The 23935-nt window shown below is 34.1% G+C and carries 20 protein-coding genes and 2 tRNA genes; 13 read left to right on the top strand and 9 right to left on the bottom strand.

The features are described from left to right. Window positions 1–759 precede the first annotated feature (759 nt). The 3 genes from T367_RS0114245 to T367_RS24550 all read left to right on the top strand — a co-directional run bounded on the left by T367_RS0114245 (window position 760) and on the right by T367_RS24550 (window position 3384). Entirely contained in the window at window positions 760–1353 is a 594-nt protein-coding gene (locus T367_RS0114245; RefSeq protein ID WP_027420457.1) for a hypothetical protein, read from the top strand. 107 nt (window positions 1354–1460) lie between these two features. After that, window positions 1461–2582 (top strand): T9SS type B sorting domain-containing protein, encoded by a 1122-nt coding sequence (locus tag T367_RS24065; protein WP_051568564.1) that lies wholly within the window; start codon window positions 1461–1463, stop codon window positions 2580–2582. A gap of 553 nt (window positions 2583–3135) precedes the next feature. Next, window positions 3136–3384 carry a hypothetical protein gene (locus T367_RS24550; protein ID WP_072032210.1) on the top strand — a complete coding sequence of 83 codons (249 nt, stop codon included), beginning with the start codon at window positions 3136–3138 and terminating at the stop codon, window positions 3382–3384. Between the two features lie 398 nt (window positions 3385–3782). Here the strand turns inward: T367_RS24550 and T367_RS0114235 are convergent. Then, window positions 3783–3856, bottom strand: a tRNA-Arg gene (locus T367_RS0114235). 232 nt (window positions 3857–4088) lie between these two features. Next, window positions 4089–4162 (bottom strand) — tRNA-Ile (locus T367_RS0114230). Between the two features lie 485 nt (window positions 4163–4647). Here T367_RS0114230 and T367_RS0114225 point away from each other — a divergent pair. From T367_RS0114225 to T367_RS0114210, 4 genes are all read left to right on the top strand, one after another. Continuing rightward, entirely contained in the window at window positions 4648–5277 is a 630-nt protein-coding gene (locus T367_RS0114225; RefSeq protein WP_027420456.1) for an HAD family hydrolase, read from the top strand. Window positions 5278–5284: 7 nt separating this feature from the next. Beyond that, complete coding sequence (locus T367_RS0114220) at window positions 5285–8920, top strand: DEAD/DEAH box helicase (RefSeq protein WP_027420455.1); 3636 nt, start codon at window positions 5285–5287, stop codon at window positions 8918–8920. Window positions 8921–9029: 109 nt separating this feature from the next. After that, complete coding sequence (locus T367_RS0114215) at window positions 9030–10613, top strand: CotH kinase family protein (RefSeq protein ID WP_084274435.1); 1584 nt, start codon at window positions 9030–9032, stop codon at window positions 10611–10613. A gap of 172 nt (window positions 10614–10785) precedes the next feature. Then, complete coding sequence (locus T367_RS0114210; RefSeq protein WP_027420453.1) at window positions 10786–12135, top strand: T9SS type A sorting domain-containing protein; 1350 nt, start codon at window positions 10786–10788, stop codon at window positions 12133–12135. A 78-nt stretch (window positions 12136–12213) separates the two neighbouring features. Here the strand turns inward: T367_RS0114210 and T367_RS0114205 are convergent, their stop codons facing one another. The 5 genes from T367_RS0114205 to T367_RS0114185 all read right to left on the bottom strand — a co-directional run bounded on the left by T367_RS0114205 (window position 12214) and on the right by T367_RS0114185 (window position 18048). Next, window positions 12214–12819: a DUF2202 domain-containing protein gene (locus T367_RS0114205; RefSeq protein ID WP_027420452.1), complete on the bottom strand. Its 606-nt coding sequence runs from the start codon at window positions 12817–12819 to the stop codon at window positions 12214–12216. Window positions 12820–12899: 80 nt separating this feature from the next. Then, a complete protein-coding gene (locus T367_RS0114200; protein ID WP_084274434.1) occupies window positions 12900–14306 on the bottom strand; it encodes a TolC family protein in 1407 nt (468 codons plus the stop codon). Window positions 14307–14308: 2 nt separating this feature from the next. Beyond that, window positions 14309–15661 carry an HlyD family secretion protein gene (locus T367_RS0114195; RefSeq protein WP_027420450.1) on the bottom strand — a complete coding sequence of 451 codons (1353 nt, stop codon included), beginning with the start codon at window positions 15659–15661 and terminating at the stop codon, window positions 14309–14311. 1 nt (window position 15662) lies between these two features. Next, window positions 15663–17369, bottom strand: a complete 1707-nt coding sequence (locus T367_RS0114190) for a peptidase domain-containing ABC transporter (RefSeq protein WP_027420449.1) — start codon at window positions 17367–17369, stop codon at window positions 15663–15665. A gap of 1 nt (window position 17370) precedes the next feature. Then, the gene (locus T367_RS0114185) at window positions 17371–18048 is read right to left on the bottom strand and encodes a TetR/AcrR family transcriptional regulator (protein WP_027420448.1); all 678 of its coding nucleotides are present in this window, start codon (window positions 18046–18048) and stop codon (window positions 17371–17373) included. A gap of 88 nt (window positions 18049–18136) precedes the next feature. Here T367_RS0114185 and T367_RS0114180 point away from each other — a divergent pair, with 88 nt between their 5' ends. Next, on the top strand, window positions 18137–18325 hold the full coding sequence (locus T367_RS0114180; RefSeq protein ID WP_027420447.1) for a hypothetical protein: 189 nt from the start codon (window positions 18137–18139) through the stop codon (window positions 18323–18325). Here the strand turns inward: T367_RS0114180 and T367_RS0114175 are convergent, their stop codons facing one another. Beyond that, window positions 18326–19573, bottom strand: a complete 1248-nt coding sequence (locus tag T367_RS0114175; RefSeq protein ID WP_084274433.1) for a T9SS type A sorting domain-containing protein — start codon at window positions 19571–19573, stop codon at window positions 18326–18328. It abuts the gene before it with no gap. 270 nt (window positions 19574–19843) lie between these two features. Further along, window positions 19844–20965 carry a T9SS type A sorting domain-containing protein gene (locus T367_RS0114170; protein WP_027420445.1) on the bottom strand — a complete coding sequence of 374 codons (1122 nt, stop codon included), beginning with the start codon at window positions 20963–20965 and terminating at the stop codon, window positions 19844–19846. Between the two features lie 164 nt (window positions 20966–21129). On the opposite strand from T367_RS0114170, the gene T367_RS0114165 reads away from it, so the two are divergent. The 5 genes from T367_RS0114165 to T367_RS0114145 all read left to right on the top strand — a co-directional run bounded on the left by T367_RS0114165 (window position 21130) and on the right by T367_RS0114145 (window position 23761). Continuing rightward, on the top strand, window positions 21130–21531 hold the full coding sequence (locus T367_RS0114165) for a hypothetical protein (RefSeq protein WP_027420444.1): 402 nt from the start codon (window positions 21130–21132) through the stop codon (window positions 21529–21531). 55 nt (window positions 21532–21586) lie between these two features. Beyond that, complete coding sequence (locus T367_RS0114160) at window positions 21587–22015, top strand: MarR family winged helix-turn-helix transcriptional regulator (protein ID WP_027420443.1); 429 nt, start codon at window positions 21587–21589, stop codon at window positions 22013–22015. A gap of 42 nt (window positions 22016–22057) precedes the next feature. Further along, window positions 22058–22525 (top strand): DOMON domain-containing protein, encoded by a 468-nt coding sequence (locus tag T367_RS0114155; RefSeq protein WP_027420442.1) that lies wholly within the window; start codon window positions 22058–22060, stop codon window positions 22523–22525. A gap of 85 nt (window positions 22526–22610) precedes the next feature. After that, entirely contained in the window at window positions 22611–23039 is a 429-nt protein-coding gene (locus tag T367_RS0114150) for a nuclear transport factor 2 family protein (protein WP_027420441.1), read from the top strand. 140 nt (window positions 23040–23179) lie between these two features. Continuing rightward, window positions 23180–23761, top strand: coding sequence for a YkgJ family cysteine cluster protein (locus T367_RS0114145; protein ID WP_316930868.1), 582 nt, complete (start codon window positions 23180–23182; stop codon window positions 23759–23761). The last annotated feature ends 174 nt before the right edge of the window (window positions 23762–23935 follow it).

Raw genomic sequence — 23935 nt, 5'->3', positions numbered from 1 at the left:
ATCCCCAGCCCCGAAGGTTCGGGGTAGGCAGTCACCACTCTCTCGGCTGAGCCGAGATCGCTACTTTGTCTGCCACCTTGTCTCCCTCTCGCAGCGTTGCAGCAAGCCAGTTGTTTGCTACAACGCTTAAAAGGCTTCGCGCCCGTGAAATACGGCCTAAAAAAGAGATAGAAGTGTACAAGTTGCACTTTGCCGCTCAATCGCCGCGGCTCTGGCTATGATATTTTTTGTCTGCGGCAAAAGCCACAGCTAAAAAATATCGATAAATCCATTACCTGCCCAGCGCATAAAGATTTAATGCCATTATTTTGTGCAAAGCGAAGACTTTGTCAAAATACTGGCTAAGGCAGTTCGCGTGCCGTCTGAACGCGCAAACTACGTTTGATTTACTCTGGTGTGATGGGGTGTGGGCTATTTTATATAATGTTGTTATGTGATCCATTTTGGGCACATAACAGGACGTTATGTAACTTAGCTTTGTATCGGCTCAGCCGATAGTGTGGTTGGGAGGGTTAGTATTTGTATTTCCAGTTTTTTTATTAGTTAAGTCAAAGAAAATAAATATTCAAAAAGATAAAGAAATTTAATGCCCATGTTAAATTGATTACAAATGCTCCATCTTGTTCTAGGATTTAATAAATATTTTTAATAACTTCTTAAACTTTAGAATCCAAAATTGATTAAGTGGATATACTGTATGTAAATTTCAATAATGATACTAACTTTAGAATTTAAAAAAGCATTCTTAATTCGTATTTCATGAATAAAATTAAAGTTTTATGCGTATTTGCTCTTATTGGGTTATATGCCTGTGGTAAATCAAAACTAGCACCAAAGGAATATGTTTATTGGTGTGATGATGCCGAAAATAAATTAATTAAAAATTATACACAGAAAGATTTGTCATTGACTTGTCAATATATGACTTCTGAATATTCAGTTTTAAAGCAAAGTAATCCTAACGATTTGAATATTTCTGAAATTCAAAGTTCTATTGAATCATTGGCTGATTTAGTCCAATTTAAATTAAAATTCGAAAATAAATCAAAGAACAATTTCATAAAAAATAATTATACGACAGCAGAAGAGTTTAATACAAGATCACTTTATCTATCATACGATATGCAAGATGATTTTCGATTGGTTGCGGGAGCTGATACAATAAAATGTGTATTGTTACATCACGAAAGAACTTATGGTAATACTCCTTATGAAACTGTTTTTTTGACTTTTCCAAAAAAGTCTAATTCAGATTTAGAATTAATTTTCAACGATCAAGTTTTTGGATTCGGTAGGGTAAAATTTAAGTTTAGAAATGAGGTTATTTTAAATATGCCAGAATTAATATTTTAAATTTTATCAGGCAAGTTTATATCTGTAAAAAAAATCTTTACTCACTGTAAAATTGGAATTTAATTATATTTGTTGCTAAGTAAACCTAAACTTTTAAGAAGCGTTCAATGAAACTGAGTAGATTTTTTTTATTTATTAATGTTATCTTTATCCTAGGTTTTTCAAACCAATTAATTGCTCAAGATTTCGTGAATCCTCATTTGGATGGCATAATTTCTGGAACTGGATCATTACCTGATGGCTGGGAAAGGATTCCTGCTTCTGATCCTATTTCTAAAGCAACTTCAGAAGGTGTAACAGATACTCCAGATTTGGCGAATATAGAAGGGCCGCGATTGAGTATCGGTGTTGCTGCGAAACCCCAAATAGGTGAGAATTGTTTAATAGGTTCGTATGCGGTTTTTGTTGAGACCTATACCACTTGGCACGAAGGTATTCAACAAACAGTTTCTGGACTTAACCCTGGAACAGAATATGAAATTTCATTTTATCAAGCAGTAATCAAACAAAAGGATGTCGAATCCGATACAGGCTTTTGGTTTGTTTATCTAGACAATGATTTAATACACATAACAGAAGAAACTGTTAGTAAGGTTTGGTGGCAAGACGTCAATGTTGAATGGCAAAATCGATCAATGAAATTTGAGGCAACAGATTACAGCCATACATTTAAATTTATACCAGGAACTTGGGAAAAACCGAAGAAGATTAGAATGGGAATTGACAATATTCACTTAAGATGTCCAATTCCTGAATTACGAGAAGATACGACAATTTGTTATGGTCATAAGGTAAGGTTAGACGTGAAAGTAACAAACGGTACTTACTTATGGAACGATGGAAACAATGATCCTATACGGGCAATTGGTGAGCCAGGTAATTATATTGTTAAAGTTGATAACGGATGTAGAATAATGACTGATTCTGTCCTAATTTCAACAATTGATTGTCCCGTGATTATTGAAATGCCAAATGTTTTTACACCAAACGGGGATGGTGTGAATGATTTATTTAAGCCAATAAAAATTAACGAAATTCAAGAGTGGCATCTCATTATTAAAAATCGATGGGGAGTTGTGCTTTTTGAATCTATTGATCCTTATGAACCATGGGACGGTAAGATTGAAGGTACGCTTTGTGTTGATGGTGTATATTATTGGTCAATATATGCAACGGATTCTTTTCAAAAATTACAAAGATTAAATGGTCCTCTCACTTTAATTCGATAAATAAATATTGTTCAAGTTAACTATTAGAATTTTAATATAATCCAAAAAGTCAACTCTAACTTCAACAAATTGAACATTATTTTATGGTTCATGATTCTAAATTGGCATGAAATAGAAAAAATAATACTACTTAGGTAAATTATGAGTTATATTTTACAGCATTAATAAAAAAGGGTGTTATTTTAAAATAACACCCTTTATCTATGTTGAAAGTTAAGATTTTCAATACTGGTTCAAATTTAAACCCACTTCTTCAATAAAAAAACTCAAATTTCCCAATTGCAAAGTTGGGTTTCCCGTTGGTGTCAATCCGCTATGTTAGAAATTTATTATCTCTTCTTATTTCCATAACCTCTATTTGAGTCTTCAACAGAAATGACCTAGTATTTTGCAATCCGTTTTTGATATTTGAAATAGAATTTATGGGACTCATTTTTTAAATAAATTAGTGTTATTTCCTAAATGAAAAACATGGTTTTTCTGGTGCTAAAAGTTAGGTTTAAATTTTTGCAATGTTTAAATTCACACAATTAAAAACCTGAACTCCTTTCAAATGATAAAAATCCTATCTACCAGTCTTCTTTTCTTTAGTGTAATTAGCCATAGTAGCAGTTCTAATGAATCTTTACCAGTGATAATTGAAGGTGCCACAGTTTATATTTGTTATAGTACCACGGCTACTAAATATCATTTTACAAAAAACTGTAGAGGATTGAGTGCATGCACACATGATATTAAGATTGTTACATTACAAGATGCCAAGGGAAAGTACGAAAGGACTTTATGTGGGTGGGAGGATTAACAAATATGAATTAAAAAGTAATATGAAATTATCAATAGACGAGTTATAGTGCTATTTGTTAGGGGGGGATTGGTAAGTCATAAATATTAAATTTACTAATCGGAGAATTGGTTAGAAGAGAATGGAGCGTAGTATCTCAATCAGAACACGAAAGTGGTTTAGATGTTCTTGTTGTATTTGTTTCCAATGAAGGAATTAAAATAGGTGTTTTCGACTTTTAACGGATTACTCACTTTGCTCGTGATCCTTTGGGCTCCGGTCGAATAAAAGCTTTAAAAATCTGCGATTTTTTTGATCTTTTGTTGTTATGCGCTCTCGCTCAATCCCAGCTAGCTGGGGCTTGGACTCTTGCTCAAAACAACAAAAGCTCGCCGCTGCGCGGAAAGCTTTTGTTCTTGTGACCCCGGCAGGATTCAAACCTGCAACCCTCAGAGCCGAAATCTGATATTCTATTCAGTTGAACTACGGAGCCATTATTTTTTGGTGCTGTAGTTCAACTAAATCTCACGGATGAGGTTGAACTACGGAGCCATTATTTTTTGGTGCTGTAGTTCAACTAAATCTCACAAATGAGGTTGAACTACGGAGCCATTATTTTTTGGTGCCGTAGTTCAACTAAATCTCACAAATGAGATTGAACTACGGGGCCATTAAATGTAAATAAAAAAGAGTGGAGCAGAAATGCTCCACTCTTTTTTTCATTGTGGGCCCACCTGGGCTCGAACCAGGGACTTTCTGATTATGAGTCAGATACTCTAACCAGCTGAGTTATAGGCCCGATGATTATAAGTTCATCAACTTGTAATTTCTTTCTTTAGGCTGTGGTCCGCCTTAGGCGGATCGAACCAGGGACTTTCTGATAATGAGTCGGAACCCAATCACAATAAATCCTTTTAATTAGCCTTTTCATCCTTTGATGATTCTACTTGTCCGCCTCAGGCGGATAGGCCCGATGATTATAAGTTCATCAACTTGTAATTTCTTTCTTTAGGCTGTGGTCCGCCTTAGGCGGATCGAACCAGGGACTTTCTGATTATGAGTCGGTACTCAATAACAATAAATCCTTTTTTGGTTCGCTTGTCGAAACAAACGCTTTACCAATTTTATCTGTACGAATAATAACTATCCAAAACAGGGGTGCAAATGTATTTTATTATTTTAAGTTAACAAAATAAATCACCTGTTTTTTTATGTAGACCTGCAATAAATTAAGTCTATTGATTAACTCAGCTGAAGATTTTAAAAAATAAGTACCTTTCCAACATGGAAAATAAGCTTGAAGCAATTATATTCGATCTTGGTGGTGTAATTATAGATCTTGACTATAATAAAACTATAAACGCTTTTAAATCAATAGGTAAAAAAGATTTCGAACACCTTTATTCGCAAGCGCAACAGGTTGGACTTTTTAATGATCTTGAAATTGGTGCAATCACACCCGAAGTTTTTCGCGTAGGTTTAAATGAATTACTGAAGGAGAATTATTCTGATCAAATAATTGATGAAGCTTGGAATAAAATGCTTTTAAAAGTGCCCAATCACCGAATTGAATTTTTAGAATCCATAGGAAAAAAATATCGGATTTTCTTGTATAGTAATACCAATGCTATTCATTATGAGGCGTTCCGCAACCAAATAGAAAAAGACTTTCAAAATATCAATTTGCTTGAGGAGCTGTTTGAGCAGACGTATTATTCGCATATTTTAGGGAAACGAAAACCGCACGGTGATTCTTTTCAGCATATTTTGGACGAACAAAATTTAACTGCAAGTAAAACATTGTTTATCGATGATAGCATTCAACATATTGAAGGTGCTCAATCGATTGGATTAAATGTTATACATTTGGTTGATCAAGAGGTAGAAGATGCTGTAACTTCTTACTTAAGTTAATACCAAAATGAGGATTCGAGAAGAATTAGTTGATTTACAAAAAACACTTTACGATTTTTCGCGAAGGAATCCTTTTATCAATGTAAATACAGATAAATTAGCATTGCTTGAAGACAATAAATTCGATCGAAATACCTTGTCTAAACTTACGAAAAAAGCAGACTTTTATCGGAAAGAATATGGCTTAGAGACAAGTTTGCATGTTTACCTTTTTTTGCAATGGGAATTTGAAAACGAGGAGAGCAAAGAAATTAAATCTTATTGCTCTCCCCTCATATACAAACCTTGTAAAATTGTAAAAAAAAGGAATATTGAAATCGATTTTAAGGTGGTAGAGAACGATGAAGATGTCTATGCTGTCAATCCTATACTTCGCCATTATTTTGCACAATATTTCGATTTTATTTTGCCTGAATTGACCAATGATATCGGTGAAGTAGCCACATTATTGATCAATTTTTTTAAATCCTCAGACAAAGGCATCACAATCAAAAATCAATTTTCGGAAGATGTTGAGGGTTGGGCCATTTATCAGCAAGAAGCAATCGGGAACTTTAATTATAAAAAAAGTCTTCTCGGTACCGATTATGAAGCGATAATTAAAGCACCAAATGCAACTATAGAGCATCTTCTAAGTGGGCAAATAACTAAAGAAAATACTGATGATAATCATATTGATTTAATTGCGCCTGCAGATGATTCGCAAAGTAGCATCTTAGTAAAAATAAAAACGCAGAACCTCGTAATTCAGGGTCCACCTGGAACAGGAAAATCACATACAATAAGTAATATCATCGGTCATCATTTATTAGCAGGGAAACGAATCTTGTTGGTCTCTGAAAAAAGAGCGGCGCTTGACGTGGTACATACAAGACTAAAGAAAATTGGGATTGATAAATCTATAGCCTTTTTCAACGCAGAAAAGGATGAGAAAAAAACATTCTACAGTCAATTGGGAAAAACGTATGAGACTGTCAAGAATGCTGACGCTTTCAGTCAGATAGATAGAGCTATTTCAGCTGATCGTCCTTTAGTTCAATATTATCCGGCTTTATTGCTGAATGAACGTGCAAAGCATGTCACATTAAACAAACTAATCACATTACTTCTAGATAGCTCATTGTCCCTAGAGAATTTAAAGGCAAAAGGCAAATTTCCAGACTATTCTACTTGGTTTAATGCATCGATTTTTTTAGAAGATTTTGAAACAAAAGTATTGCCAGTTTTTGCTGTAAATACTTTGAGTCAAACCCCCTTTTATAACCTCAATAAAGCTGTGTTTAATGAAGACGAACCGATTCAAAAATTGGAATCCTTTTTATTGCAACTGGAAGAGGTTTTAGAAAAAATAATTATAGTACAAAAGTCCTATAATTTAAATCATACGATATTAAGTCTGACAAGGGTTTCAATTACTGCAAGTGTTTTGAATATGGTAAATAAATTGCAGCTCGATTTATTGAATAAGGACCATAAATCTTACAAAAGTTTTAAAAATTGGGCCAAAAAATATCAGCTCACTGCGCAACAATTGAAGCGAGCGGAACAGGCGAATAAAGACTGGAAAAATAAACCGAGTCAGACTACTATTACTGTTTTGCTAGACCTCATTCAGAATAAACAGAAACATAAAAACCGGAAAGGCATCTTTTATTTACTAAAAAGGAATCCGGAACAATTGCGCACAGCTTTTACCGATTTCGACCCGAACATAAGTGACGAAGCTAAAATTTTATTGTTAGAAAAACTCAAGTTAGAATGGCAATTAAGGAGTGAATTAGAAGAGATTAAAATCAAATTGAAACACAATCTCAATATCAACGATCCAGAGAATGAGATCGATTTAATCTTTAGCATTCGTGCAAAACTCGATGATCATTCGACGGATGAGTATTTGGAGATTTTAGGCAGAGAAGATCATGAAAAACTGATCGTAGATTTGGCAAATCTTCATCCTGCAATTGATCGGTTTAATGCTATTTATCGATTTGTGTTTAGGGGAGATAAACAATTGAAAATCATTGATGTTCAGGAACAGATTGCCAATATTAAAAAGATGATTCCTGCTATTAATCATTGGTTACCAGAAATCAAACATTTCTATAAATTACCGAATGATTTACAAGAATTTATTGGTAATAATCCGTTGCCAATAAGGGAGTTAAAATATATTGTTGCTTATGAGAATTTATTAAAAGAGACGCGATTCGAGTCTGCTTTTAAGGATCTCAGTGGTTGGGCCCTTTCAACTGCGTTAAAAGAGGAATTACAAGCAGATAAATGGATCTTCAAATCGAATATTGAAACGATTAAGCAAGCGCAAAGAACGGTTTATCAATACAAAGAAAATTTATTGGCAACGCCTCAGCATAAACTGAATGAAGCAGAAAAGCTAGAGAAAAAGAATTACAAAATTCAAAAAAGGGTTTTATTACACGAAATCAATAAAAAGCAACAGCATTTACCAGTTAAAGATTTGGTTGCTCAAACGGGAGAGTACCTAATGGCGCTTCAACCTGTTTGGATGATGAATCCATTAGCTGTATCGGAATACTTGCCGAATACCCCCGATCTTTTTGATCTTATTATCTTTGATGAGTCGAGTCAGATTCCTTTAGAGGATGCTATTCCTGCAATTTATAGGGCAAAACAAGTGGTTATTGTGGGTGATAGCAAACAAATGCCGCCGAGTCAGTTTTTCACATCGAATTTGAGTAATAAAACGCTTTTAGACCAAGGGGAAATTAGTTTTCCTCAAGCGATGTTAAAATGGCATTATCGCAGTAGTCATCCTGATTTAATTCGTTTTTCAAATCAGGAATTCTACCAAAATGAATTGGTTTGTTTGCCGCCCGAAACGGAAGAAATACCAATCGAATTTGTCTTAGTAGATGGTAAATTCGATGATGGTAAAAACTGTATTGAGGCGGAGCGAATTGCAATGTATTGCGCAGCCATTACAGCTTCATTTAAAGGGACTATTGGCATTATCACATTTTCTAAAGAGCAAGAAAAAGAGATTGCAAAACAATTAGCAAATCATAAGGTTGATTCGATGGATCAAATTGTGATAAAGAATTTGGAGAATGCACAAGGTATTGAAAAGGATATCATTCTAATATCTATTGGCTATGGGTATAATTCTGCCGGTGATTTCCGAATGAATTTTGGGCCAGTTAACCAAATTAATGGTGCGAATAGATTGAATGTGATGTTCACGCGAGCGATTCAAAAAATGGTTGTATTCAGTTCTGTTACAGCTAAAGATTTTAAATTATCAGACAACCAAGGTGTGCAAGTTTTGAGTAGCTTTTTACAGTTTACTGAAGAGATCATAAAGAATGAGTATTTGCCAGTCGAGCTGCCAAAGGCGCATCAAATTGTTGCGGATATATTATCTAAAAATGACACAGTAAATACTTATTATTCATCTAAAAACGGCATTGCAATTTCTTGTTTTATTTTACATCAAAGTCGCACGATAATTTTGGTTGATCCATGCTTGGATAAAAATGACAACCAGGATCTGAAAAGTATGATGCGGATATTGACAACTAATTTTAAAACAGTTAAAATTGTTTTGGGTGTTGATATATGGTTACATCGTGATCGAGTTGAAGCAGAAATTGGGCAGTTGAATTAAATTAAAATCGGCAATAAGATAGTTTCTGAGGTGAAAAAAAGTATATAATCGGCTAACCTATTGGGGTTTATTTACGTGTTTGCATTTGAGTGCCTAACTTATTATGTGAATGAAAAAAAATATTAGAAACTTTCTCCTACTGTTTGTGTTCTTTTTGCAGTTCCCTTTAAGCTTGTTTTCGCAAGTGGAATTTACATCATCTAACCTTCCAATCATTGTAATAGAAACTGGTCCTCGAATTATTTTTGATAAAGTTCGTTCTGTGGTTGATATGGGTATTATCAATAATCTTAAGGGGGATAGAAATTATATTACTGATCCTTTTACCGATTATGCTGGCCAAATAAATATAGAATTTCGAGGTTCAATGTCGCAATCGTTTCCGAAAAAATCATACGGATTTGAAACGCAAGATGAGCAGGGGAATGCGTTGGATGTTTCTTTATTGGGGTTGCCTGCTGAAAATGATTGGGTATTATATGCTCCTTATTCTGATAAAACGTTGATAAGAAATGTGCTTTCCTACGAACTTTCAAGGAGGTTAGGCCATTATGCTCCGCGAACAAAGTTATGTGAATTGGTAATTGACGGTTCCTACCGTGGAGTTTTTGTTTTGATTGAGAAGATAAAGAAAGATGAAAATAGAGTAGATGTTTCTGGTCTAAATTCTGACGAATTAAATGGTGATGATTTAACTGGCGGATATATCCTTAAGATAGATAAAAATACGGGAAGTTTTGATACGATTTTTCGGTCGAATGTCGGAGATATTCCATTTCAATTTGTTTATCCTAAGTTTGATTCTATTGGTGCTGAGCAAATTGTTTATATTAATGATTATATCAATAGTTTTGAAGCCGCTTTAAGTTCAGATAGTTTTACTGATTTAGAAGACGGGTATCGAAAATATATTGACGTCAATTCCTTCATCGATTTTTTTATAATTAACGAAGTTTCTAAAAATATTGATGGTTATTTCTTAAGTACCTTTTTACATAAGGATAAGGACAGCAACGGTGGTAAACTTAAAATGGGGCCAGTTTGGGATTTTAATCTGACGTTTGGTATGGCCCATTATAGGGCTGGATTTAAATCAGACGATTTGCATATGAATAGTGAGCCTATACCCTGGTGGTGGGGCAGATTACTTGAAGATCGATTATTTAAAATCCAAATATGTAAGCGTTGGAGTGAAATAAGACAAGATCAGTTTAGTGATGAATCTATAATGGGAATGGTAGACTCATTAGCACATTTATTAAATGAATCTCAAATTAGAAATTTTGAAAGATGGGATATTCTTGGAGAAGATATTTGGCCCAATTTTTATATTGGTGATACTTATGAGGATGAAATAAATTATCTTAAAAATTGGACATTGGATAGGTTAGAATGGCTTGATGATACATTGTGTCATGACAATCAATTGGCAACTTTAAACGTTTATCCCAATCCTTTTATAAATAAATTGTATTGTAGTTTTTCATTAGAGAAGCAAGGAAGTGTTTCTTTAATGCTGTATGATGTGAATGGTGTAAAAGTTAAAAGTTTAATTGATGAGACCTATTATTCAGAAGGTGAATATGTTATCGATTTTAAGGTAGATGAATTGTCCGCTGGATTGTACTTTGCAGTACTCAAAGTGAATGATGAGATTGTAGAAAATAAAAAAATATTAAAAACGAATCAATAAGATTTTAAATGGGTGAAAGATTAAGTTGATTTTTTTAGTATTGCAAATGTCTCAATGTCAGTAAGTGACTGCTTTTAACACCTCTTTAACAAATCCTATGTTTTATTAACCTTATCTTTGCATTTAATTGGTCAAAATCTCTGTACGACTAGTAAACTAAAAAATATTGAATATGAAAAGAACACTACAAAACATTGGTATAGCATTGACTTTGCTTTTATCAGGAAATGCTTTCGGACAATCTTGTGAAATGACTGCAATTGAGGAAGATCTTTATAGTCCTTCTTTAATCATGACATGTGATTTTAACGGTGATGGATCTGAGGATATTGTATTTTTAGATTCTGTAAGCTTTAACGTTTTTTGGAAAAGAAATACGGGGAGTGATAATTTTGCTGCTGCAGTACCATTAATTGGTGGTGCTGAAATGAAGTTCTTAAAAGCGGCTGATATGAATGGTGATGGTTATGATGAAATCATTATTGCAACTTCTTCAACTATCTATTATATCGTTTATACAGGACCAACAACTATTGATTTTGCAGAATTATACACTGTTCCTGTTCTACATAATATCGATGCAATTGCCATTGGTGATTTTAATGTAGATGGAAGTGAAGGGATGGTTTTTGCGTATTCAAGACCTTCTACATTGAGAGCTTATGCAGATGTTATAGTGAGTGATGATGGTGACCTTTCTTTAGAGAATATTTTTGAATCTGTAGTCGGTGAAATTTCTGATTTAGCTGTGGGTGATATAACGGGGAATAGAAGACCTGACATTGCAATGGGTGGATACAATAATTTTTGGTTCAGAAATACAGGTATCGGCGCATTTACTGAAGCTAAAGTAATTAGTTCTGGTTCTGGTGATTTTGGTCATATTGCAATTCATGATTATGATGGTGATGATGATGCAGAATTGATTGTACTTGATTATGAAGGTGTTTTAAAAGCATATGGAATTGATTTATTAGATGAAGGTTGGAGATATGATCCAATTACATTGCGCACTGGTTTGCCAACAAATCCTCAAACGTGGGAACATACTTCGTTAAATGGTTCTGATGTGCTTTTATTATCTTCTGATGATGAGATTATCGGTCTTTCTCATATCGGTCGTGGATATACTGAGATTTCTTATTGTTCGGGTATTTCAGATTTAAATGGATTGGCCCTTTTTCATAGAGAAGACGGTTTAATTGAGTTCGTTTTGTCAAGAGAATCTGAAGGAACAATTGAGAAAATAAATGATGCTGAAACAAATAGCGTTGATGATATTGTTGTTAATCCTTGGGAGGTTTATCCAAATCCAACGCGTGATTTAGTCTATATTGTTGCTGAAAATAATGCGCCAATTGAAAATGTACAAGTGATCAATACATTTGGACAAATTTCTGGAATCAAAACTATGGGTAACAATCAATACTCAATTCAAGATTTAGCAAGCGGTTTATACCAATTGGTTATCACAGATACGGAAGGTAATGTATTTACGAAGTCGGTATTGAAAATCGACTAGTAGATTAGATTTTTATAATGTCCTGCCGAATTATTTTACAATAGTTCGGCAGGATTTTTTTTGCAAGAATATTTTACTTTACTTCCCACACTTTTCAGTTTCGCTAGCAAGAATAGCTTCGTAATCTTCTGCTGATATATACTGAGGTGTATATAATGCCTCAAGTTCATCAAGTTTTGAAACAAATGATCGCATATGGTTTCTTGATCCACAGCTCAAATTCTCGTAAACAAAAGTTAAATCGTATATACTTGTATGCGTCATTAAGGTATTGATGTCATGAATGTCTAAGTCCTCAATTGTTGCGCCAACTTTCAATGCTTCTACTAAAGAACTATCAACTAATACAATCAAATTATCATACAAAGTTTGCAATTCTATATTCTCAAAAACACCTTCATCATTGCCCTCATTAGGGTTGGGGATACTGTATTTAATTAATAATTCTTCCACCTTATCCATGTGCTTTTGTTCGCTCGATGATATATTATTAAATATGGCATCTCCATGTTTGTCAAAAGCATAGATATAGACATCTCTAGCCAATTTTTCTTCTTGAATTAAAAAGGTTAAATCATCCTGTTCTTCAACCGATAATTCTTCAAGTACAACTTCTTTTTCTTCCTTTTTACATGCGCTAACCGCTAATAAAATCATTGCTGCTGCTATTGCTATCTTTTTCATATCTGCTGTTTTTATTTAATCGTAAGGTAGGTATAGATTAACGAGTATACAGTAACATTGGTTACAGTTCTGCAAAGATCTTAAATACTATTATAAATTGTACCTAAGGCGTATTTGGTTTTAATCTCTGATTTTCTATTCGCTGTAATGCGATCGACGAGCTTTAATTGGGCTTCAATAAAGGATTTTTCGCGATTATTCACCATGAAGAGTGAGCTTTCTCCGGTTTGATAGAGCAGTTGTTCGCTTTCAAGCAAAGTGAGATAACTCTTGGTTGTTTGTTCCCAAATAACGATTTGTTTATAGGTTGTCGCCCATTCATTAATTGTTAAATCTACTTTATAATTGATCTGCTCGGTTTTAAAAGCCAAATCGGCTTGCATATTTTCAATTTTTAGTTGATTGATTTTTAAGTCACCCCGTTCTTTTCTCAAGAATAATGGGAACTTTAAATCAACGCCCCAAACGTAATTGTTGGGACTGTAATTGGTCAAAATATCGTTGTTGTCAGTATAGGATAAAGCATTGTATTTGAAGTTTAAATCGGGCTTCAAATTTTCTTTACTCAGTTGTAGATCAATTTTAAGTTGGTCGATTTTATAGCTGGTTTGCATCAATTCGGGATGTTGTGTTTTTATCGAGTCGATTTTAAAAATCAATAGGGGATCAATTTGCCTGAATTCAACTTCGGGGGAAAGTGGTGGTGTTAAATTTGTATCAAGTTCCATTGGTGCCATACCATTGTCCCATAAATATATTTCAAGTAGCGTAGTGCTGTTTAGGTATGCTAGTTCTGCATCTAAATAATTAAATAGTCTACTTTGCAATTGAATATTTGCTTCTAATGTGTCGATGGTTGGTTTATCGCCGAATGTAACACTTTGTTTAACGGCGTCAAGTCGATCTAAAGCATTGTTCACAGCATCTTGATAAATAATCATTTTATTGTAGGCTTTAAACCATTCCCAATAGGCCAATGATGATTGCAGATAGAGTTCGTTCAACATCTTGTGTTGTTCCTGAAGACTGCTTTCAATAAAAATCTTGGCTTTGCGGTATTCTGCTCTTCGTTGATCGATAATCAAACCTTTACCCAATGCAATATTTACACCAGCATACCATAATCCTTCGTCTGGTGTTAGGTTCTGAGGATTGAGTTGTGAACCAGTATTTAAGTCATATCCACCTTGAAACGAAACGCCGTACCAGGTCGGGATTTTTAAGCCAGCGCCTAGAATATTATAGTATTCTTTGTCTTTAAAATATTTTTGATTTAGTCCTCCAAATAGGTTGGGATCAAACGCTCCTTTGGATTTTAGGTAGTACACTTCACCTAATTCCATTTGGTTCTGCGCTTGTTTAGCAATCGGATGATGTTCTTTCACAATTTGCATGAACTGGTCATAGGTCATCTGCAAATTATCATTTTGAGACAAAGCGCTGCCAAAGGATAAAAAGAAGGTGGTAATAAATAAGATCTGCTTCATTTTTATTTGTTTTCGGCTGTTTTGGCTGCTGCCTTATCCATATAATAATTCGGTGGGAATCCGTTAATTTTTCGCCATAATTCGTACCAGATTGGTACGTCTTCTAATAAAATCATGGTATGCACGCCACCACCGAATCGCAAAGCATCTGGCCAAGGATAATCATCAGGATCTTGCTCCACCAATAAGCGGTATTTTCCATTCGGAGAAATGTATTGATCGATGGCATAAACTTTAGCGCCATATGTGCCTTGACTGATATTCGGCCAGCCTGAAAAAACGACTGCAGGCCAACCATCGAATTGTAAACGAAGTGGACTGCCAATTTTAACGAGTGGAAGATCGATAGGGTCTACATAAATTTCTGCGGCCATTTGATATTGCGTTGGCATGATATTCACAATTGCTGCTCCTTCTTTCACTGTCTCTCCAATTCCATTTGCGATTAATTTGGTGACATAACAATCTTGTGGGGCAAGAATATAATAGAACGAATTCCGCTTTTCATAATTCGAAAATTGATTTTCTAATTTTGATACATCTCCTTGTGATTGTAGTTTGCTTGATACGGCAGAGAATTTGTCTGACCGCGCTTTTGCAACGCTAGTTTCGTAATTCATTTGAATATTAGACAGTTCAATTTTAGCCGCAATTAAATCAGATTTTGAAGCAAGTAAATCGTTTTCTGCTTTGATGAGGTAGGAATAACTGTCTTGTAATTTGATGTTTCTGTTTTCAAGATCCGTTCTAGATTTTAATCCTTGATCAAATAATTCTTGAAGTCGATCATATTGCTTACGCGCAGTTTGGTAAGTCACATCAGCGGCATAAAAAACAATGCTGTCATTGGTTACTTTAAGTTTGGCTTGTTGTAATTTAATTTGACCTTGATCGAGCTTTAATTTTTTTTGTGTTGTTAAAGCTGTAATCTGTTTGTCGAGGTTATTGATCTTCTCTTCGTACGATGTTACGCTAAGTTTTTTAAACTCGGTTTGATCGGTTGTTCTGTTTAAAAGTTGGCTATCAAAATATTCGGCTTTCACTTCTGACATAAATGCAATGGTGTCACCTTTCTGTACAAAATCGCCCTCTTTTACATACCATTTTTCTATTCTACCTGGAATGACGGAATGAATGCTTTGTGGGCGTTGATCAGGGTTTAAAGTCGTAGTCGTCCCATTCGACCGTATGTTTTGAGTCCATGGAAGTAATAGGATTAATACACCAATCACAAAAGTTCCCGTCATTAACCTTAAGAGCACACGACTTGACTTTTTACTTTCTACTGAACTGAGTGTCTTCAAATCCTTCACTCGAATTTGATCACTAACGCTATAATCAGATATATTTAGCATATTAAACGAGTTTATCTTTCATTTTTTGATAATTACCTGTCTCCAAAATTGCCCCTTTTTCGAGTAGTGCAATACGGTCAACACTTTGTGCGATATAGTTATCGGAGGAGATAAAAACAACTGTCCATTTTTGGTCTTTATGCAATAAGAAATCGATGATTCTTTTCTTTTCAGCAGGTTGAATTGATTGAAAAATATCATTGATCAACAATAATTTTGGTCGTTCGGCAATACATCTGGCCAGAATTAATTTGTCAGTAATTCCTTTTGAGAATTTTATCCCCTCAGGATCGATGATGGTCTTATAGCCATTGGGTAATGATTTTATAAAATTGGACAAGCCTAAGCTTTCAATCGCCCACTGTACGTTTTGAAATGTTGCGTTTTTTCTTCCAATTGCAATGTTTTCTAAAACAGAACCTACAAATAATTGCCCGTCCATTAAACAATCGCCAATAACTGATCTTAAATTTTGCGGTTGAAGATTCCTGTGTGGGAATTCGTTATATGAAATATTGCCACGATTAGGCAAATAAACACTCGCCAATAAGTTGAGTAAAGTCGACTTGCCTGAACCGTTATGTCCTGTCAATAAAATACGTTCGCCTTCATTGATTTTTAAGTTCAATCCATCAATCACTAATTTATTTGTAGTAGGATAACTAAATGATACATTCGTCAATTCTACTGAAAGACCAGGAGTTGTGCAAAAGTTTGAAATTAAAGCACCTTCTTCCGATTCTAATTCGAGATCAGTTACTTGAGCAAGTTTTTCGAGTGATGTCAATACATCATAAATCGTTTCTAAACTAATTACCAATTTTTCAATCGCGCCAAGTACCATTAGAATGATGATTTCAGCGGCAACAAATTGGCCAATATTCATTTGTTGTTGAATGACAAGTAGACTTCCGATTATGAGTAAACCGGCAGCAACTATGACTTTAAATCCAACCATTAAACTGAATTGTTGAATGAGGACTTTAAAATGTTTTTCTCTAAATGTGATATAATCTGCAACCTCTTCGTCAACTCTTTCTAATGGGAGGTTGGTGTCTCCAGCTAATTTAAAAGTGACGTTGTTTCTTGCAATTTCTTCAAGCCATTGTGCGACTTTGTATTTGCTTTTCGATTCTAAAAGACTTGTGGTTAAACCACGGCGTGCTGTGATCTTGAAAATAAAGAAAATTAGTAGTACTAAAATAAAACTAAAGATGATGAAAAAAGGATGGTACAATGAAAGTAAAATCAATCCAAAAATGACTTGAATACTTGCTGAGGTAAATTCTAATAATATTTTTGAAAGCCCTTTTTGAACGGAAATAATATCGAAAAAACGATTCATCAATTCAGGTGCGTAATATTTGTATAGAGCTTCTAGCTTAATGCGTGGAATACGATAGGCAAATTCGAAAGCAGCACGGGTAAATATCTTCTTTTGTAAATTCTCTACAATATGCATTTGACTGATTGTCAAAACCCCGTTTATGATAAGGCCTAGCAGTACAAATACAACAAGAATAACCCAGGATGTACTGACCAATCCTCCCTGAATTAGGTTAATGATCGCTTGAACGCCAATTGGTAATGACAGGTAAACCATTCCGTTAAAAAGCGCGTAAAAATATACGTTTCTAATTTCTAGTTTGTCTGGTTTAAGTAGCAGCCAAAACCTTTTTAGGGGTTTGTTGATGTCAATTTTTTCCATTTTAATCTTTTAATTGGGTAAGGGCCATCTTTTGATAAAATGTGGTCACTGCGTCCTCACCATTTACTATATCTGTTAATCGCGGTAAATGTTTGGCGAAATAGCGCTGATGATGTGCGCCTTCAATGATGGTTGATACCAACATATGCGGGTATTTATAAGTTGGATTGATTTCTAAAATTATTTTAACGACTCTTTCTACCAGGCGTTTGTAGGCTAAGAAGAATCCTTCTGAATTCTCGTTATCAACACTTTTATTCAAATATATTTTTGAGGATTCGCGAATGACAATGCGGTGCAATTTTACTTTGTTGATATGGTTGAAATCTTTGTCTTCCTCAATGACTTCGGTCAAAGTTTTAACGGCTATTGTTAACCGCTCTTCTGCCGATTCAATATTCATTAATTTAAAAACAATACGGTATTCCATCCATCCCCAATACCATAATGTGATATAAACCAATAAATGATGTTTGCTGTCAAAGTACCGGTAAATTGAGGCTTCACTCGTTTTTATTTCTTTTGCTAATTTTTTGAACGTAAACTGCTCAAAACCGATCTCGTCAATTAAGCCGATTGTTCCTTGAACAATTCTTTTGCCTAATTCTGAAGATTCTGGATCTTTTATAAAAACTTTATCGTTGACCTTAATTTTAATATTTGATAGTAGATTGTCCATATAAAAATAATTGAATGCAAATATAGTAGTTTTACTATCATATATGTTTGTTTTGCTCCAAATATTTTTTAAAACAGCATATTAAATAATGTTAATTAACGGTTTGTCAGGTGGTTGTGTCGGTGTTATTTTGTTTGGTAATTCATTTTATTTCTGTCTTTTCTACTTAAGATCATTGTTTTACCCAAAAAAAACGGACAACTTTTTAAAAAAAGTCATCCGTAAATCAAATATTAAAGCTGATTTGAGTTGGGAAAATGAGGAAGGTTCTGGATAATTATTCAATCACAATTCTTTCATTTAATGAGATATCTTCACCGGCAATATGCAAGATGTATAAGCCTGGAGCCATTTCTTCAAGGTTAATTGAATTGGAGCCTTGGTTTAAATGGCCCGAACGAATTTCTTTTCCGCTCAGATCATGTAAGCTAAATTGATCTGCTTTTTGCTCAATCTCTATCGTTAAAAATTCCTTTGCTGGATTGGGATAGATTTGATAATTAATTACCGTTGAGCTTGTTGCTGTTAAAGTATTGCAATTCTCTCTAAACGATACAATTTCGTCTACCTCTGTCCAGGCATTTTCCGAATAAGTTGGGTTGTCAACAGCGATGCAATAAAGATTAGGATTGTCTCGAATGAAAAAATCGAATTCGGATTCAATATTTTCGTTGTTTCCATTGCGAATGCTCAGTGAGTTTAACTCTGTGCCGACCGACTTAACAACGTCAAGTTTCGAGTTGTGATCGAGATTTAAGGTCGTGATATCTGAGTGTGAGCAGTTGATAAATCTCAAGGCTAAATTTTGGCTTAAATCTAAACTTGATAATGGGTTGTGCGAACAGTTTAAAAACTCAAGGTTTGGCGTGATCGTAAGGTCGAGTTCGTTGATATAATTGTTTTCGCATTCTAAACTGGTTAAAAGTGCATTATTGGATAAGTCTAGCGCGGATATTTCATTAAATCTGCAGGATAAAAGGAGTAAATGAGATTGCGAACTTACATCAAGTCCTCGTAAATAATTTTTACCACATTTTAATTTGTGCAAATTAGGGTTAGCGCTTATATCTATACTCGTAAATAAATTAGAGGAACATTGTAGATAGTATAAGTTTTCACAACCAGAAAGATCTATAAAGGATAGTTGATTGTCTGAACAAATTAATTTAAGCAGATTTGGGTTATGCCCAAGATCAATTCTGTCTATATAATTAAACGAACAAGTGAGGTAGATTAGATTTGTATTGCTTGTGAGGTTCAAATAGTCCAAATAATTGATCTCGCAATTGAGGTTTTCTAAAGCTGTAAAATCTTCAATGCCACTTAATGAAGCAATCGCCATTCTCGGAACATGCAAAGTTTTTAATGTGTCTATATTTTCAGTCAATACCAACCCATCAATTTCGTCGTCTAAATCAAGATAGATTAATGCTTGCTCAAAATTATTGTCTGGAATACTTGTGTATTGACAGTACAATGATCCCGATATAAACGTGAGAACAAAAAAACATATTTTATCAATCATATGGAGGAGCTTTGATAATAAAGTTATCGTTTTTATCCTTTTCTATCAGGTGGTTATCAGTGAAATAATCACTAAATTATAGCAGTCTAAACGTTTCTTCGTCAAATGAATTGTTTGAGAACGTGTTTATTTTGGTGTTGAATTATTCTAAAAACTACGTATCATTTCACTATTCATAGTTTATAGTGAATCAAAAAAAACGGACAACTTTAAAAAAGTCATCCGAATTTTAAATTATAAAACAAGGGTAATCGGCAATTTTATTAGCGGTCATTCAATTATAATTTTTTCAGTTATGGCTAAATCACCCGCAACGATATTTAACATGTAAATACCTGGCGAAAATTCATCAAGTTCTATTGTATTTGAACCTTGGTTTAGTTTTCCTGTTCGAATTTGTTTTCCGCTTAAGTCGTAAAAGTTATATTGGTCCGCTGCTTGATCAGTTGCTATTGTCAAATAACTTTTCGCTGGATTGGGATAAATGGTAAAGTCAATAAATATCGAAGGCAATATGTTTAATGGATGACAATTTTCACTAAAACTTATGGACTCATCTATTTCCGTCCAAGTGGAAGTCGCATAATCAACATTGTCTACGGAAACACAAAATAAATTGGGGTTTTCGCGGATGTTAAAATTTTCTGACGTTTCAATGCGGTAATTGTTGCTGTTGCGAATGCTAAGTGTTTCTAATTTACCATTGTATGCGTTGAATAACATTAGAGATGTATTGTCGTCAAGGTTTAAATTTTTGATGTCAGTTTGCCCGCATTTTAATTCCCGCAAATTTGTATTGTTCGTAACATTTAGTTCGCGAATGGGGTTGAGTTCACATTCTAAAAATCTAATATTGAGTTGTCTGTCTAGAATAAGGTTAGTCAGGTTGTTGTTATTGCATTTTAGGATAATTAATTCGGTGTTAATCGTTAAATCAAGGCTGGTTATTAAATTATTATCACAAATTAGCACCTGTAATTCTGGACAACCTGTAATATCGAATGTGGTTAATTCATTGGCTGAACAGTTCATGATTTTTAAGTTTTCATTGATACCAATTTCTATACGATTAATCGTATTATTTGAACACGAAAAATTGATAAGATTTAGGTTGGCAGAAAGGTCGATTAAATTCAAATTGTTTTCGCTACAATCTAAGATTTCCAAGTATATAAAATCTTCAATTCCTTCCAAAGAAGTGATTGCTTTTCGTGAAATGAATAAGGCGGTGAGCGTATCAATGTTTGAGGTTAAAACATAATCGTCAAGTTCATCATCTAAACCAAGATCAATTAACGCTTGTTCAAAATTGTCATCTGGCACGAATGTAGTTTGTCCTAATATTGTGCCTATAGATAATGTAATGCTAATAAAAAGTATGGCATATTTCATAATAAAAGGTTTTAGACTGTTTGTAATAGTTTGTAATGTAGGGAATTAAACTTCTCTTGAAAAGTGCTTCTTTTTCAATTAATTTATTTTTTATAGTAGTCTAATTGTTGCATTTAGGTCGGTAATACTTATATTCGAATGGAATTAATAGTGTTGAATAATTAATGGTTAGCCTTCTCAAGTATTTGCATCAACATCCTGAAAAACTATTCGTTTTAGATGGTGTAGGAGCTTTGTTATCCGCTTTTTTATTAGGTGTCGTTTTGGTGCCGTTCGAAGCGGTGTTCGGTATACCTAAATCGAGCTTGTATTTCCTCGCTTTTCTACCTATTCTTTTTACATTGTTTGATTTTTGGGCCTATAGAAATAACTCCGGCAATACAAAATCATTGCTCACTATCATCGCTATTATGAATATGATATATTGCTGTATTTCGATAGGTTTTGCAATGTTTCATTACAAATCGATTACTATTTGGGGGTATTTATACATTTTTGCTGAAATATTGGTCGTTTTGTCAATCGTGCAGCTCGAATTGAAAGTCGCGAAAAATAAGGTGAGTTAAATTATTGTTAAACAACAATGATTGATATATCAATAAATTAATATATATTTGTGCAATGCAAAAAATTGAAGAGGTCATTTTATTCCAAATTGAGCAAACGAGTAAATTGTCTAAACAATATTCGCAAAGAGAGTTTGATGAAAAGAAATTGGGGATTACAGTTGATCAATGGGTGATCATGAAAATTGTGCAAGAATCGACGGATCTCACGCAACGTGAACTCGCTAAAAAATCTCGTCGCGATCCTGCTTCAATTACGCGCACAATTGATTTATTAGAAAAGAAGAACCTGCTGACAAGAGTGGACGTGCCAGATAGTCGACGGACTTATCATATTGAATTGACACAAACTGGGCAGGATTTTATTGCTAAGCATCTGCCAATGGTAAAAGCACAAAGGAAGAATAGTGTTAAAGGATTAAGTAAAGAAGAATTAGAGATGATGAGCAAAATGCTCGCAAAAATGAGAGAAAATATGTCATAATATTTTTTTGAATTATAAATTGATATATCAACAATTGATGTTATGAAGTATTTGATTTTTTTTACCCTGTTAGGGTTCGGTCATATTGAAAAGAATAAAATGAAAGTAGATTGGTCGCATGCTGACAAACTAATCCATTTCACAATATCTGCACCTGCTGATGGTTGGGTAGCCATTGGTTTAAATAACAAACAAGGTATTACAGGAACCTATTTATTAATGGGGCGCGTTAAAAATGGGGTAGCAGAGGTCGTAGAACATTCAACTTTATCACCCGGAAATTATAAATCGTTTAAAAAAATAGGTGTCTCCGATAATGTTTTGAACATAAGTGGAACCGAAGATGCTGCCGGAACAAGAATTCAATTTTCATTGCCTGTAGAAATAAGAAATAAATATCAAAAATCCTTAGAGAATGGCAAGCAATATTATCTCACAATTGCCTACAGTCAATCTGATGATTTTCAACACCACTCAATAATGCGAACACAAGAAAAAATCACACTTTAAGTTGGCAAGATGAAAGAACTAGAATTTTATTAATAAAGTGTGAATCACTCATAAATCAGTTAAAAATTAATTAAAACAAACAAATATGAAATATTCAAAAATTATTGCATTGGTTTTTACGGTTTTCCTATCGATAGGAGCAAATGCACAAAATGGAGATATGCAAAAAGTTGAAGCAACAATTAAAGCCTTTGTGCTGGCAGGCGATAAAAATAAGGCAGATGAAATAGGTAATTATTTGGATGATAATTACCGTATTGTAATGAACCGGCTTTTTGGAAGTGAATCAGTTTCTACAATGGACAAGGCGACTTATGTGGAGAAAATTAGAAGTAAAGAATATGGTGGTGACACACGTAAAATTACTATCCTAAATCTAAGTTCGAACGGGAATTCGGTGAGTGCAACGGTAAAATTAGTGGGAGAAAAAATGACCGCAACGTCCATTTTTATACTGCTTCAAGACGCTAAAGGCAATTGGAAAATTGTGAGTGACACCGTAATGATAGAATAGTAGCTTATGGCGTAGAGGAAAGAATGCATCACTTAATGGGGTGCATTTTTTTTGTGAAATTTTTTATTTATGTGTTTCGCAACATAGAATAGCGTACCTTACTAAAAAAGCAAATGTCAATTGAGTTGAAAGTGCGGGAAGTGGAGCAGTTATTTCGCGATTTAGATAGTGAAATAGGGGTTTTTCAAGTGAAAACAGGATTGAGTTGTGCGCCAGGATGCGGAAAATGTTGTACTCATAATCAAATTGATGCTTCACCGCTCGAATTCTTGCCTTGGGCTTTTCATCTTTACCTCAATGGAGAATGTGAAGCGATGTTGGAACAGCTCTCAGATAAATCGGATAAAACCTGTCATATTTATCGCCCAATTGGATTGTTAGAAGAGGGGAAAGGGTCTTGCAGCAGTTATATCCATCGCGGTTTAATCTGTCGACTTTTTGGTTATGGTGCCAATACAGATAAATATGGTCAGTTGCGTTTGGCAACTTGCAGTCTTATTAAAGCCGATCAGCCTTTGGCATTTATTAATGCTCAGAAGATGATTGATGCCAATTTACCTGTGCCTGTTTTTACCCATTATTATATGCGTCTTTCACAAATTGATTATCAAATGGGTAGTACAATTGTACCAATTAATACGGCTTTAAAAATGGCGATCGAAGCAGTTTTTCGTTATTATACTTATCATCCTTTGGGAGATGTTGTTAAAGGTGTAGCCTAAATTAATCGCTTTTTATTTTCTAATTATTTGCTGCTTAATTTCTTGTCGTGCTATATGAACGCTATATTATTAAAATGACGTGTTTGTTAAAATATAGCTAACGTTATCTTGACAATCGCTTTGGTTTTTCTTAATTCAATTCGCCTGATTTCGCTTTTTTCTCTCCGTAGCTTT

The organism is Crocinitomix catalasitica ATCC 23190 (assembly GCF_000621625.1).
Classification (GTDB): domain Bacteria; phylum Bacteroidota; class Bacteroidia; order Flavobacteriales_D; family Crocinitomicaceae; genus Crocinitomix; species Crocinitomix catalasitica.
The sequence above is the reverse complement of the archived record's forward strand: the minus strand, read 5'-3'. Positions and strand labels throughout refer to the sequence as shown.

What these genes read in the sequence shown, in the direction of transcription:
- T367_RS0114155 (WP_027420442.1), top strand. Translation starts at nt 22,058, where the DNA reads ATGAAGTATTTGATTTTTTTTACCCTGTTAGGGTTCGGTCATATTGAA.
- T367_RS24550 (WP_072032210.1), top strand. Translation starts at nt 3,136, where the DNA reads ATGATAAAAATCCTATCTACCAGTCTTCTTTTCTTTAGTGTAATTAGC.
- T367_RS0114170 (WP_027420445.1), bottom strand. Translation starts at nt 20,965, where the DNA reads ATGAAATATGCCATACTTTTTATTAGCATTACATTATCTATAGGCACA.
- T367_RS0114215 (WP_084274435.1), top strand. Translation starts at nt 9,030, where the DNA reads ATGAAAAAAAATATTAGAAACTTTCTCCTACTGTTTGTGTTCTTTTTG.
- T367_RS0114200 (WP_084274434.1), bottom strand. Translation starts at nt 14,306, where the DNA reads ATGAAGCAGATCTTATTTATTACCACCTTCTTTTTATCCTTTGGCAGC.
- T367_RS0114245 (WP_027420457.1), top strand. Translation starts at nt 760, where the DNA reads ATGAATAAAATTAAAGTTTTATGCGTATTTGCTCTTATTGGGTTATAT.
- T367_RS0114195 (WP_027420450.1), bottom strand. Translation starts at nt 15,661, where the DNA reads ATGCTAAATATATCTGATTATAGCGTTAGTGATCAAATTCGAGTGAAG.
- T367_RS0114165 (WP_027420444.1), top strand. Translation starts at nt 21,130, where the DNA reads ATGGTTAGCCTTCTCAAGTATTTGCATCAACATCCTGAAAAACTATTC.
- T367_RS24065 (WP_051568564.1), top strand. Translation starts at nt 1,461, where the DNA reads ATGAAACTGAGTAGATTTTTTTTATTTATTAATGTTATCTTTATCCTA.
- T367_RS0114210 (WP_027420453.1), top strand. Translation starts at nt 10,786, where the DNA reads ATGAAAAGAACACTACAAAACATTGGTATAGCATTGACTTTGCTTTTA.
- T367_RS0114205 (WP_027420452.1), bottom strand. Translation starts at nt 12,819, where the DNA reads ATGAAAAAGATAGCAATAGCAGCAGCAATGATTTTATTAGCGGTTAGC.
- T367_RS0114180 (WP_027420447.1), top strand. Translation starts at nt 18,137, where the DNA reads ATGTTAATTAACGGTTTGTCAGGTGGTTGTGTCGGTGTTATTTTGTTT.
- T367_RS0114190 (WP_027420449.1), bottom strand. Translation starts at nt 17,369, where the DNA reads ATGGAAAAAATTGACATCAACAAACCCCTAAAAAGGTTTTGGCTGCTA.
- T367_RS0114225 (WP_027420456.1), top strand. Translation starts at nt 4,648, where the DNA reads ATGGAAAATAAGCTTGAAGCAATTATATTCGATCTTGGTGGTGTAATT.
- T367_RS0114175 (WP_084274433.1), bottom strand. Translation starts at nt 19,573, where the DNA reads ATGATTGATAAAATATGTTTTTTTGTTCTCACGTTTATATCGGGATCA.
- T367_RS0114185 (WP_027420448.1), bottom strand. Translation starts at nt 18,048, where the DNA reads ATGGACAATCTACTATCAAATATTAAAATTAAGGTCAACGATAAAGTT.
- T367_RS0114150 (WP_027420441.1), top strand. Translation starts at nt 22,611, where the DNA reads ATGAAATATTCAAAAATTATTGCATTGGTTTTTACGGTTTTCCTATCG.
- T367_RS0114220 (WP_027420455.1), top strand. Translation starts at nt 5,285, where the DNA reads ATGAGGATTCGAGAAGAATTAGTTGATTTACAAAAAACACTTTACGAT.
- T367_RS0114160 (WP_027420443.1), top strand. Translation starts at nt 21,587, where the DNA reads ATGCAAAAAATTGAAGAGGTCATTTTATTCCAAATTGAGCAAACGAGT.